Raw genomic sequence first — 12,031 nt, forward strand, 5'->3', positions numbered from 1 at the left:
TTGGTCAAAATTGAAAAATAAAGCATTTAAAAATACACCTGATGAGGAGTTGGTTCGACTGTACGTTGAAACCCAACGAAATCTTTATTTTGAAGAACTCTACGACCGCTACGTTGATAAAGTTTACAGGAAATGCCTTTCCTTTGTAAAAAACGAAGCTCAAGCCGAAGATTTCACTCACGATATATTTTTGCGTTTGGTTCTGAAGATTGGCAGTTTTAAAGAGCAAGCGAAGTTTTCGACTTGGCTCTATTCGATTACTTACAACTATTGCATGGACCAGATGAGGATTGTGAAAAAACAAGCCGAAACCGCTCTAGACGAAAACTTTGACCTCGAACAAGAAGAAGACGATTCTGAATTAGTCGAAATTCAAGCACAAGATTTGAAAAAAGCCTTGCAAAAAATCGACCCTGATGAACGTGCCATCTTGCTGATGAAGTATCAAGATGATTTTAGTATTAAGGAAATCGCCGACACTTTCAATATCAGCGAAAGTGCTGTAAAAATGCGTTTGATGCGTACCAAAGAAAAGTTAAGAAAGATTTATACCGAAAATATTGTTTTCTTCTTAATTATTATTGCCAAAGCAGTTTGGTTCTGGAAAAAATAACAAATACCTTAAACTATATTTAAAATGGAAGATTTTGACGAAGATGCTACCGCTCCCGAGCATCTTAAAGGAATGTTAACGGCCGAAATTGATGTCATTCGAGATGCCATGCAAATCGTGCAAATGTTTTTGGGAGAAACGATGGTTGCGGGCGTAAAGCTGCTACAAGAATTAGAACCAAAAGATAATTGATCAAACCTAACAACAACCTTTTTTTTACCTTTAAAAATAGTACACATGAAACCGACAATGAGCTTTACAGATACATTAATGGCAACTTTTAATGACATGATTAGAAGTTTCATGACATTTTTCTACAATTTAATAGGAGCTGTAATTATATTATTAATTGGCTGGGGGGTTGCCAAGATGGTCGCAGCCGTAACAAAAAAAATGCTCGAGCAAGTAGGAGCAGATAAAATTGGTGATAAACTCAACGAAATTGACGCAATAAAAGGATTAAAATTAGAAATAAAGTTGAGTTCAATAATCTCTAAAGTTCTATATTATTTTATCCTCATATTTATGTTACGTCCAGCTGCCGATACACTCGGCGTGCCTGCGATTTCGGATATGGTGAAGCTTTTAGTAGAATTTATTCCTAAGCTTATCTCTTCTGCTTTGATGCTTTCGGCAGGAGTTTTCTTAGCCGATGCTCTTAAAAACTTTGTAGTTACGCTCTGTAAATCGTTCAATATTGCGGCAGGAAAACTCATCGGAACAGCTATTTTCTTTTTCTTGTTGATAATCTTCGTGATTCAGTCGGTAGCACAAGTGGGCATCAATACAAGCCTTTTGGAATCGAGTTTTAATCTCTTGGTTGGCGGAATTATTTTTGCCTTTGCGATTGGCTATGGCTTTGCATCAAAAGAGATTTTATTAAACATCATTTCTTCGTTTTACAGCAAAAACCGTTATAAAGAAGGTCAGATTATAGCAATTGATGGCATAAAAGGCGAAATTGTTGCAATGGATAATACAACAATAACCCTTAAAACTGGAGATTCAAAAACAATCTTTCCGCTACAAGTCTTACAATCAAAAACCGTCACAGTTTTTGATTAATGATTTCGCCTCGTACATATAACCTGTATGAGGCTTTTTTTTGATTTTATTTTTTTACTGTTACTATTTTTCGGTCTTGTCGTCTTAAACAAAAATAAGCGAATACTTTTTTTCGCACCTATTATTTAAACAATCAACTGTTATTTACACTAAACAAACCCCTATTTTGTAATGAAAAAGGTTTTCTTAACTATCTGTTATTTATCTTTTGCTGCTCTAACATTTGCTCAAGAAGCACCCAAAAACCTCGAAGATTCGCTCAAAGTTGGTTGGTGGGACCCACGCAGCACACAATTCGGTATTAATTTTTCTCAAGCAAGTTTCAATGATGCTTGGGCCGAAACACAAGGTGGTGTTGGCAATATTGGATTAGGTCTATATTTCAATAACAAAGCGGTATATCACAAGAAAAAAGGCGTATTCACCTCTGATATTCAACTTCAATACGGTACTCAGAAATTTAAAGGACAAGATGCTCGCAAAAGTTTAGACCGCATCTTCATCGATAATAAATATGCGAGCAGAATATCTCCGACCGTCAACTGGTTTGCTGGTATCAACTTTCTTTCTCAATTTACTTCGGGTTTTGCATATGATGCAAAGGGAGTAAAAGGTAAAAAGATTTCGACATTATTTGCACCTGCTTTTCTTTCAGAGGGCGTTGGTCTTGAGTGGAAACCTAAGAAATATTTTGTTGTGCAATTAGGTGGTGCTACACTTCGCCAAACATTTGTGAGCAACGACGAAGTATTTACAAATACTGCCAAAGACGTAACCGAAGACGGTAAAGTAATCAAACGTTCTTACGGCACCGAAAAAGGTAAGGTTTTAAACGAAATGGGTTTTCAGGTTGTAGCGGCATTTGATAAAGACATCGCCAAAAATGTAAACCTAAAATGGCGTTATCAAGGTTTCGTGGCTTATGCTCCAAAAACAAAGCCAATGGACCACAACGTAATGCTCATCACAACTGCTAAAGTGAATAAATATTTAAATGTAAACCTCACACTTTTGGGTGTTTATGATGCAGATATCGTTAGCAAATTCCAAATTAGTCAAGGGTTTTCTGCAGGGTTTGTATTCAATCTGTAATTAAAGTCTTTACTTTTTTCAATAATTTACTTACACTTAAACCTTTCAAACAATGTTAAAAGAATTCAAAACATTTATCTCACAAGGCAATGTACTTGACTTAGCCGTTGGTGTTATCATTGGCGGTGCATTTGGCAAAATCACTACTTCATTGGTTGATGATATAATCATGCCAATCGTAGGTTTTTTTCTGGCAGGTGTCGATTTCAAAAGTCTTGCCCTTCATTTGGGTCAACCAGATGAAAAAGGTGTTTATCCGGTGAATATCATGTACGGAAACTTTATTCAAATCGTAATTCAGTTTTTGATTGTAGCTTGGGTTATTTTCTTGATTGTTAAAGCTGCCAATAAAGCTAAATTAACTGATAAATAATCTTACAGTTTTTATATTAAAAAGCCAAATCAGATGCTCCAAAGTGTTCATTTGATTTGGCTTTTTTGTTTTTAAATTAAAGCTCCACGATTAATCAAAAATTGCATAAACGGCAAACGAAGCCAGCCAATGGTCGCCACCGTAATTTCCAGAAGTGACATTCGGAAGGGCATTTTTCAGAAAAGCATTTGAAGTTTGCTCAAATTTGGCTTTTAATTGGTTAGTTTTCGACAATGCCGAAGCGATTCCCTTAAAACACCATGCTCTGCTAATACTAAGGCCATCGAGGTGAACAATTTGGTAATCTTTTCGGTCGCTCACAACTGGCTGTTTTAGTAGATTTTGGATAGATTTTGGTTCGAGAAAACCTTTAAACCAAACCTCAAACTCTTTTGGTGGCATAATTCTCCGCATTAAATCGGCAATCTCAAGATTCGGTGAAAGAAAGTCTGAGCCATCGGGCTCTAAGTAAGCAGGAGCATTTGTTTGCCCTTTATAAAACTGATTAGCTTTTTCGATGATTGCTTTTTCAAACTCTACATTTTTAGATGCCCTTGCCCAATCTAAAGCAAATACTAACCCAAAAGCAGTATTTGGGTGTACTCCCGTACGATTCGGGTATGTTTGTTTAGGCAAGAAGGCTGTCCAAAGTCTAACGATTTCCTTAGTTAGTGGTTGAAGATTTTGGTGCCATTTTTTTGCCAAAGGGTCGTTCCATGTAAGTAGCTCTTGGTCAAGCTTTAAAACCCACGCCCATCCATAAGTACGCTCAAACGTCACGGTAGTTTTGTATTTCGTAAAATACTCCGCTTCTGTTTTAATTTTCTCGGGCATAAAACTACTATCCAAAACACCTACAATCTTTTCTTTATCTTTTATATTCGGGAAAACTTTCAATAATTTCGTCAACATCCAATGCCCATGCACACTCGAATGCCAATCGAGGCAGCCATAGAAACTTGGGTGTAATTGAGATGGCAATAACTTGTGGTCTTCTGCCGCATCTGAGCTATGTCCTGTTTTGTTCGGAAACTCTTGCGTGATACAATGCAAGGGCATAGCCGATAACTTTTCGGCAATTTCTTGAGTAAAAAGCTCCGACTTAGTCTGGGCGTATGTATGAGTTGAGAGAAATATAATCGTTAATAACCCTAAAAAGGTTTGTCGGAATATTGGTTTATTGCTGAACATGAGTTAGGCTTTGAATAAGGTGTAAAAGTCAAAATTAATAAAAAAAAACTTCTATATCTGAGCCTAAAACAGCTATTTTTAATAAGAAATAGCATTTTCGGTGAATAATATTTATTAAAAGTATTTACCAATTTAAACAGTCAAACCAAATAAAATTTTGTATTATTTTAACAAAAAGACCATTTTTAGACTAAAAAGGCTCTTTTTTTTACCTAAAAATAAAAATCTCAAATTTTTCTTTTCTTTCTTTTTGAAATAATTTACATTTGTTACGAGTTTTAAATTTAGACAAAGACTTGTCTAAAATTTTAAAACCTAATCGTGCTTTATTTCCCTATAATCTTAATCGAAGGCATTTGCTTTCAGATCAAAATCATGGAAACGTGGTTGAAAAAAAAATTGCGAGGTGACTGGCAGATCTGGTTCATCGTTGTGCTTTTATCGCTGTTTAGTATGCTGGTCGTTTACAGTGCCAGTTCCGCTCTCGCCTACAAAAAAGCTGGTGGAAATACCGAAAGCTACCTACTCACTCATACGGCCCATTTACTTCTAGGTTTATTTGTTATTTGGATAATTCACCGAATAGATTATACCAAATATGCTGGAATTTCAAAGATTTTACTTTGGGTAACTCCATTCTTATTGCTCTATACATATTTGTTTGGCACTACTGTCGGAGGGACAAAGCGTTGGATTAATCTTTTTGGCATTTCGTTTCAATCATCTGATTTGGTGCGTTTAGTGCTAATAACAAACTTGGCAGCGATGTTGGCTCGTCGTCAGAATGTAGAGTATACCCAAAAAACACTAAGAAGTCTCATTTTTTGGTGCGGTTTATTGTGTGGACTACTAGCTATTACTAATTTTTCGACTGCCATTATCTTAGGTGTTACCTGCTTTTTAATCATGTATATGGGCCGAGTACCAAGCAAATATTTGTTCAGAATGGCATTTTCGGTGATTGGAGCATTGGTCGTAGTAATGAGCATCAGTATATACTTATATTCAAGAGGTGTGGAATTTGGTCGTGGACAAGTTGTATTAGAGCGTATCGAAGCTTTTGCTGGTATTGATATAAATCGCGATAAGATAGTTGGAAATCCCGATCGAGATGATAGTTTTCAGAAAGAACAAGCCATGATTGCAATCGCTCGTGGTGGAGCAATTGGAATTGGGCCAGGAAATAGTTTCCAACGCAACTATTTGCCAGAAGCTTTTTCTGACTATATCTACGCCATTATTGTAGAAGAATACGGTATGATAGGTGCGATTTTCGTGATGGGTTTGTATCTTTGGCTCTTATATCGAGGGCTAAAAAATGTAAGCAATACCCAACGGGCTTTCGGAGGGCTTTTGTGCGTAGGACTTACTTTTAGTATTGTATTTCAAGCATTCATTCACATGTTTATCAATGTAGGTTTGGGGCCAGTTACGGGTCAAACATTACCACTGATGAGTATGGGAGGAACATCTATCCTATTTACAGCCGTGGCTATTGGTATTGTTTTGAGTGTAAGTAAAGAAGAATACGACGAAAAAGTATTAAATGCCTAAACCCCCACCCCCTAAAGGGGAGTAAAGTTTTTGTCTGAATAGAAATTGTAATGTATAATAGTGTTAAAAGTTCCCCTTTAGGGGCGGAGGGGTATTTTATGAAAAAAATTATTATCAGCGGCGGCGGTACTGGCGGACACATTTATCCAGCGGTTGCGATTGCAAACGAGCTAAAGGCCATTGATTCTACCAACGAAATCCTCTTTGTTGGAGCAGAAGGTAAAATGGAAATGGAAAAAGTGCCAAAAGCAGGCTACAAAATTATTGGCTTACCAATTGCGGGCATAAATCGCTCCAATATGTTGGCCAACTTGGGCTTGCCTATTAAGCTGATAAAAAGCCTTTGGAAAACTTATAGAGTCATTAAAGACTTCAAACCCGATGTAGCTATCGGTGTGGGTGGTTATGCCAGTGGCCCAACACTCATAATGGCTAATTTTTTAGGAGTACCCACGCTTATTCAAGAACAAAACTCTTTTGCAGGTGTAACGAATAAGTTTGTAGCAAAAAAAGCTCAAAAAATTTGCGTAGCATACCCTAATATGGAGCAGTTTTTTCCGAAAGAAAAAATTGTCATGACAGGAAATCCTGTAAGAAAAGATATTTTAGAAACCGCCTCGAAAAGAGAGCAAGCATTCAAACATTTCGGACTTGCCCCCGAACGCAAAACGCTTTTAGTGATTGGTGGAAGCCAAGGTGCAAGAACCATAAACGAGGCTATTTTTGCGGGTTTGAATGATTTAATCTCGAACGATTTACAGGTAATCTGGCAAACAGGCAAATTATTTATTGATAAAGCAAAACAAGCGGTCGAGTCGCTCCAAACACAGCGAGTTTTTGTTTCGGACTTTATTTATGAAATGGACTTGGCTTATGCTGCCGCCGATTTAGTAGTTTCTCGTGCAGGAGCTTTATCGGTATCGGAACTTTGTTTGGCCGAAAAGCCTTCGATTTTAGTACCTCTGCCAACCGCAGCCGAAGACCACCAAACACAAAACGCCATGAGTTTGGTCAATGTAAAAGCCGCTTGGTTAGTAAAAGACGCTGAAGCGAGAGATGTCCTGGTAGATGATGTAATAAAATTGGCTGATAATAAAGTCGAAATGCAGCAGTTGAGCCAAAATATCAAAACATTGGCAAAACCCAACGCAGGTAAAGAAATTGCCTCAGAAGTACTGAAAATTATTAACCGTCGATAGTCCACCGACAACAGCGTCCTGTTGTATTATCTAAGAAATTATGAAGATATTTTTTTCTGAAAATAGAGTAGATTATTCGACCTATACATTCGATTATGCAATTTATTGCTTGAAAGAATCACAAAGTGAGTTACCCGAAATCTATGAAAAAGGTTTTTTGCCTTATACAGGAAATTTGAGCATCGAAGGAGAAACTTTTTACTTAGCTCGTAGTCTAAGAGTTGACCTTGATAGATTTGAGGATACCTCCGAGAATCGCCGAGTAAATCGTTTGGTCGAACCGCTTAACATTCAACTGGAGGTAATCAAGAAAGAAGACTTTGATTTGAACGCAAGCGATTTCGTAAGTCTTAGTCAAGAATATATTTCGCAACGCATCGGAGACGACAACATGAGCATGGAGCGTTGGCAATATATTTTATCGAGAGAAATAGGCACACACATTTTCAGATTTAGCATCGAAGGTAAATTAATCGGTTTTGTGTTTGCAGTTCTCGAAGGCGATATGTTGCACTATTGGTTTGCTTTTTTTGATACAGAGTATATGCGAACCCACTCGCTCGGTAAATGGCTCATGTGGCGAGTAATTAAATGGGGAAAAGAAAACGGGCTAAAGCACGTTTATCTCGGAACCGCCTACAAATCATCAGCTTTGTATAAAATTAGAGACCACAAAGGTTTAGAATATTTCGATGGTTATCGCTGGAATCGGGACATCGAACGCCTAAAAAATCTTTGTAAAAACGATTTAGAACCTAAATTTGCGGACGAATTTAAAACACTGGCCAACCAGAATACTTTTTTAACACAATTATGAGTTAGTGATTAGTTATCTGGTACTGGTTATCCGTTTATACCAAACGGTATTTCTCAATAACCAAGTTTACCAGTAACCAATTCACAAGTAACAATTAATTAATTTTCCTAATACAATAAAAAATGTTTCGTAATACTAACTTCGGTAAAATTGGCAAAGTGCTATTGGGAGTAGTAGCAATTGGTGCTATTATGCTCTTAATCGCTTTTTCGACCGATAGTTTTTCCTCGAATCGTTGCAAAAAAATAGAGATAAACATTAAGAATGCCGACGAACAGTTTTTTCTTAATAAACACGACGTCGAGAACTTAGTTACTCGAAACGGAAGTGACCAGCTCGTAGGTAAACTTTATGAGAAAATCGACCTTCGTGAAATAGAGCAAAGAGTATTACGAAATCGACAAATTAAAAGTTGTCAAGTCTTTAGAGGAGTTGAAGGAACGCTTAATGTTGACATCGAACAGCACATTCCAATTGCTCGAATTTTGATGCCAGACGGTCGTGATGACGTATATGTAGATGCCGATGGAAGTTTTTTTCCACTATCTGACCGATATTCCGCAAGAATTTTATTGCTTTCGGGCGAATATTTCCGAAATTTGTCGAGCTTAAAAACCAAACGTCAGGAAAAGAATCTACAATTTATAAATTTTATCAACGAGGATTCGTTTTTGAAGGCACAATTCACGCAATTAAACATTGATAATAATGGCGACATTAGCATTGTTCCGTTAGTTGGTAATCATATTATTGAGTTTGGCGAACCAGCAAATATTGAAAATAGATTAAATAGATTAAAGATATTTTACAACCAAATCCTTCCTGTAAAAGGTTGGGATGGTTTTTCGTCGGTGAGTGTGAAATACGACGGGCAAATTGTATGTAAGTAAAAGCTGTGACTTTTAGCCATCAATTTGAAGCTAAAAGCCTTATAAATAATATAGGAATGAATAAAGGTGTAATCGTAGGCATTGATATTGGTAGCACGAAGATTTGTGCGGTGGCAGGAATTATGGACCACATCGGGAAAGTAAAAATTCTTGATATGGTTGAAGAACCTACCCAACGTGGACGTGTGTCTAACGGAACGGTCGTGAACCTAGAGTTTACAGCCCGTGATATTGACCGTATCCTTACCAAATTATCAGACAAAGCCGACATCAATATTCAAAATGTAATTGTAAATATCTCGGGTGAGTATGTAGAAGGGAGAAGTCATCAAAACTTCTTGACTCGCAATGATAGCCGCACTACAATTCGCAAAGAAGAAATCGAAAAACTGGCGGTTGATATTCGTAAATCGTTTCGTCCAACGGCAGGAAATGTAATTATTCATACCTTCCCACAGGAATTTATTATTGACCGTGCTTTAGTTCCCGAAAATCCAATCGGACGCTTTGGTGTAACCCTCGGCGGTAATTTCTTTTTAATTTCAACACCAAACGACCCGCACATTGCTCTCCAACAAACCATTGAGAGTGTTGGAGTAAAGATTCAAGATAATAAACGTTTTATTCCGCTCAAAATAGTTCATACGCTCTTTTCTCCTTTGGCCGATGCAATGTCGGTTTTAAGTGAAGTAGATAAAAAACTGGGCGTTGCCGTGGTAAACGTTGGAGGTGATACAACCGAAGTGGCTATTTTCCATGAAAGTGGTTTACGACATATTTCGGTAATTCCGTTTGCAGGAAAAAGCATTACGAATGACCTCGTAAAGGCCTTCCAGATTTTGCCAGATCACGCCGAGAAACTCAAACTCATCATGGGTGATGTGCCACCTGCGGAAGTGGGTAAAAACGACATCATCAAAATCCCTGGCGTTGAGGGCTTACCCGATAAAGAAATCGTTGCTAAAAACGTAAGTATTATTATCGAAGAACGCCTAAAGGAAATTGCCGCAATGGCAATGGCCGAAATTATGCACTCGGGTTACGATGGTCAGCTTATAAGTGGAGTTGTGCTTACGGGCGGAACGGCTAACATTCGCATGATAAAAGACGTGTTCGACCAAGTAACCAACGGAATGAATATCCGAGTAGGTAATACGGTTCGTAATATCGGAGAAAGTTCACTAAGTAAAATCATCGACCCTAAGTATGCTACGGTGGTTGGATTAGTATTATCAGGTTTCTTACCTCTTGATGAACGAGTTCCGCAAGAAGTAATTTGGGGTGAAATTCCAGAAAGCCAGTTGCCTCCAAACCCAACCAATGGCTTTGAAACCCGTAATGTAGGCCGACACAAAGAAGTCGAGCAGCCAGCACCACAAGAAGAGCCACAGCAAAGCGGTGGACTTTTCGGTTGGTTGAAACGTCAAGTACAAGCTTCAAAAACCGATTTGGGCGACGATAAAGGCTACACTTGATTTTTCGGATATAATCATTATATTTGAAATGCTTTGGTAGTTATGGCCAAATTTTTCAAAATACACTATGCCAATACAAAACCTTTTTGAAGAAAAAACAGCTTTTCCTAATCTATAAAAGTTTATTACGATGTCAGAAGAACCAGACTACGAACTTGTCCCGAAGAACAAATTCAGAAACATTATTAAAGTAATAGGTGTAGGCGGTGCCGGCTGTAATGCCGTAAAGCACATGCACAACTTGGGCGTTAATGATATTGGTTTGGTTATTTGTAATACAGACCAACAAGCCCTTGAGTCTGCCTCACCCGAAATAAAAAGACTACAAATAGGAGTTGAACTTACCAAAGGTTTAGGTGCAGGAACCGAACCAACAATGGGTAAGAAAGCCGCCGAAGAAAGCGAAAAAGCGATTCGTGAACTACTCAAAGAACCAACCGAAATGGTTTTCATTACGGCTGGTATGGGCGGTGGCACAGGTACGGGTGCAGCACCCGTGATTGCCAAAATCGCCAAAGAAATGAATCTTCTCACGATTGCGGTCGTAACCGACCCATTCCCGTTTGAAGGTGGAGATAAGATTAATCAGGCTCGCTTAGGTATCGAAGAGTTAAAAAAGAATTGCGATACCGTACTTATCATTAAAAACGAGCGTTTGGAAGAGCAATTTGGCGATATGGACATCGAAGAAGCGTATGCAAAAGCCGATGATGTCTTGGCCAATGGCGTAAAAAGTATTGCCGAACTTATCACTCGTACGGGAATCATTAACCTTGACTTTGCCGACGTTAAGAAGGTTTTGGGCGGTGCAGGACAAGCCGTAATGGGAACTGCAGAAGCCGAAGGTGATAAAAGGGTTGAAGAAGCCATCAAATTGGCCTTATCTTCTCCATTACTTGAGAGCAATGATATTAGTGGAGCTCAAAGGGTTTTATTGAGCATTGCGTATAGTCCAGAATATAAAATTAAACTTTCTGACCAAACATTGGTGACGAAGTTTGTTGAAAGTCAAATTCAAAGTAAAGCGAGTTTATTCAAGCATGGTTTTGCGACTGACCCGAATTTGGGTAAAAAAGTACGTGTAACAATTGTGGCGGCGGGTTTTGATTTAGTTGTTGTTGAAGAACCAATTCATGTTCCTGAGCCAGTCGTGGAAAGAGTAAAACCACCCGTAGCTACAACCGTGATGGCTTCTGTGCCACAGCCAACAGCTTCTGTTGGTGCTACGGTAATCAACACCAGCAGCACACAAAACCCTGTTGAAGAAACAGCGACTTATGCCGAAATCACCGAGCCGAAAGTTGAGCAAAAAGATACAACTGAGCAAATCAAAGCAATGATTCAGCGATTCATGCGTGAAGGCTACCGTAATCCTGCTTTGAATACAACGCCAACTTATGTTCGTAATGGTGTAGAATTACAAGATATTAAGAAGCTCAGACAAAATGGTCGAGTGTTGGAATATGAATTAGACCAATTGCTCGCTATGATGGAAACAGCAAGATAATGAGAAGTCCACGGTCAATAGTCGATAGTCAACAGTAAGTTAGTTAATTTATAATAAATTACTTATGTGTTTTAAAATTGTCGATTGTATCTACATTATTCCTTTATGTTTTGTTTATAAAGAAAATGCCCTCAGAAGTTATTTTGAGGGCATTTTTCGTTAAAAATACTTTTCTAAAAGTTTGTCGACACTTGTATCTTTTTCGTTCAAAAAAATCGGGTTGTGGAAATTGTGCAATTTATTGAGCAAGTAAAA

The 12,031-nt window shown here is 38.0% G+C and carries 12 protein-coding genes; 11 read left to right on the forward strand and 1 reads right to left on the reverse strand.

Annotated elements, in window-relative coordinates; genetic code table 11:
- Nucleotides 1-49: 49 nt before the first annotated feature.
- The 5 genes from ACOVO2_RS16825 (at nt 50) to mscL (ending at nt 3,143) form a co-directional block, all read left to right on the forward strand.
- On the forward strand, nt 50-613 hold the full coding sequence (locus ACOVO2_RS16825) for an RNA polymerase sigma factor (RefSeq protein ID WP_421771111.1): 564 nt from the start codon (nt 50-52) through the stop codon (nt 611-613).
- Between the two features lie 24 nt (nt 614-637).
- Nucleotides 638-805, forward strand: a complete 168-nt coding sequence (locus ACOVO2_RS16830) for a hypothetical protein (protein ID WP_421771097.1) — start codon at nt 638-640, stop codon at nt 803-805.
- Between the two features lie 45 nt (nt 806-850).
- Nucleotides 851-1,678 (forward strand): mechanosensitive ion channel family protein, encoded by an 828-nt coding sequence (locus tag ACOVO2_RS16835; protein ID WP_421771098.1) that lies wholly within the window; start codon nt 851-853, stop codon nt 1,676-1,678.
- A 171-nt stretch (nt 1,679-1,849) separates the two neighbouring features.
- Nucleotides 1,850-2,770 (forward strand): DUF3078 domain-containing protein, encoded by a 921-nt coding sequence (locus ACOVO2_RS16840; RefSeq protein ID WP_421771099.1) that lies wholly within the window; start codon nt 1,850-1,852, stop codon nt 2,768-2,770.
- A 52-nt stretch (nt 2,771-2,822) separates the two neighbouring features.
- Nucleotides 2,823-3,143, forward strand: coding sequence for a large conductance mechanosensitive channel protein MscL (gene mscL / locus ACOVO2_RS16845; protein ID WP_421771100.1), 321 nt, complete (start codon nt 2,823-2,825; stop codon nt 3,141-3,143).
- A 90-nt stretch (nt 3,144-3,233) separates the two neighbouring features.
- Here mscL and ACOVO2_RS16850 read toward each other — a convergent pair whose 3' ends face one another.
- Nucleotides 3,234-4,334: a DUF2891 domain-containing protein gene (locus ACOVO2_RS16850; protein ID WP_421771101.1), complete on the reverse strand. Its 1,101-nt coding sequence runs from the start codon at nt 4,332-4,334 to the stop codon at nt 3,234-3,236.
- Between the two features lie 375 nt (nt 4,335-4,709).
- Here ACOVO2_RS16850 and ACOVO2_RS16855 point away from each other — a divergent pair, with 375 nt between their 5' ends.
- From ACOVO2_RS16855 to ftsZ, 6 genes are all read left to right on the forward strand, one after another.
- A complete protein-coding gene (locus tag ACOVO2_RS16855) occupies nt 4,710-5,888 on the forward strand; it encodes an FtsW/RodA/SpoVE family cell cycle protein (RefSeq protein WP_421771102.1) in 1,179 nt (392 codons plus the stop codon).
- A gap of 98 nt (nt 5,889-5,986) precedes the next feature.
- On the forward strand, nt 5,987-7,087 hold the full coding sequence (murG, locus tag ACOVO2_RS16860; protein WP_421771103.1) for an undecaprenyldiphospho-muramoylpentapeptide beta-N-acetylglucosaminyltransferase: 1,101 nt from the start codon (nt 5,987-5,989) through the stop codon (nt 7,085-7,087).
- Between the two features lie 40 nt (nt 7,088-7,127).
- A complete protein-coding gene (locus tag ACOVO2_RS16865; RefSeq protein WP_421771104.1) occupies nt 7,128-7,904 on the forward strand; it encodes a GNAT family N-acetyltransferase in 777 nt (258 codons plus the stop codon).
- A 122-nt stretch (nt 7,905-8,026) separates the two neighbouring features.
- Nucleotides 8,027-8,794: a cell division protein FtsQ/DivIB gene (locus tag ACOVO2_RS16870; protein WP_421771105.1), complete on the forward strand. Its 768-nt coding sequence runs from the start codon at nt 8,027-8,029 to the stop codon at nt 8,792-8,794.
- Nucleotides 8,795-8,850: 56 nt separating this feature from the next.
- Nucleotides 8,851-10,269 (forward strand): cell division protein FtsA, encoded by a 1,419-nt coding sequence (ftsA, locus tag ACOVO2_RS16875; protein WP_421771106.1) that lies wholly within the window; start codon nt 8,851-8,853, stop codon nt 10,267-10,269.
- Nucleotides 10,270-10,399: 130 nt separating this feature from the next.
- Nucleotides 10,400-11,776 (forward strand): cell division protein FtsZ, encoded by a 1,377-nt coding sequence (gene ftsZ / locus ACOVO2_RS16880; RefSeq protein WP_421771107.1) that lies wholly within the window; start codon nt 10,400-10,402, stop codon nt 11,774-11,776.
- The last annotated feature ends 255 nt before the right edge of the window (nt 11,777-12,031 follow it).

Origin of the sequence: Emticicia sp., assembly GCF_049241225.1 — a bacterium.
In the GTDB taxonomy this organism is placed as follows: domain Bacteria; phylum Bacteroidota; class Bacteroidia; order Cytophagales; family Spirosomataceae; genus Emticicia.

Coding starts and splice junctions, on each gene's coding strand:
- ACOVO2_RS16830 (WP_421771097.1), top strand. CDS start 638: ATGGAAGATTTTGACGAAGATGCTACCGCTCCCGAGCATCTTAAAGGA.
- ACOVO2_RS16835 (WP_421771098.1), top strand. CDS start 851: ATGAAACCGACAATGAGCTTTACAGATACATTAATGGCAACTTTTAAT.
- ACOVO2_RS16840 (WP_421771099.1), top strand. CDS start 1,850: ATGAAAAAGGTTTTCTTAACTATCTGTTATTTATCTTTTGCTGCTCTA.
- mscL (WP_421771100.1), top strand. CDS start 2,823: ATGTTAAAAGAATTCAAAACATTTATCTCACAAGGCAATGTACTTGAC.
- ACOVO2_RS16850 (WP_421771101.1), bottom strand. CDS start 4,334: ATGTTCAGCAATAAACCAATATTCCGACAAACCTTTTTAGGGTTATTA.
- ACOVO2_RS16855 (WP_421771102.1), top strand. CDS start 4,710: ATGGAAACGTGGTTGAAAAAAAAATTGCGAGGTGACTGGCAGATCTGG.
- murG (WP_421771103.1), top strand. CDS start 5,987: ATGAAAAAAATTATTATCAGCGGCGGCGGTACTGGCGGACACATTTAT.
- ACOVO2_RS16865 (WP_421771104.1), top strand. CDS start 7,128: ATGAAGATATTTTTTTCTGAAAATAGAGTAGATTATTCGACCTATACA.
- ACOVO2_RS16870 (WP_421771105.1), top strand. CDS start 8,027: ATGTTTCGTAATACTAACTTCGGTAAAATTGGCAAAGTGCTATTGGGA.
- ftsA (WP_421771106.1), top strand. CDS start 8,851: ATGAATAAAGGTGTAATCGTAGGCATTGATATTGGTAGCACGAAGATT.
- ftsZ (WP_421771107.1), top strand. CDS start 10,400: ATGTCAGAAGAACCAGACTACGAACTTGTCCCGAAGAACAAATTCAGA.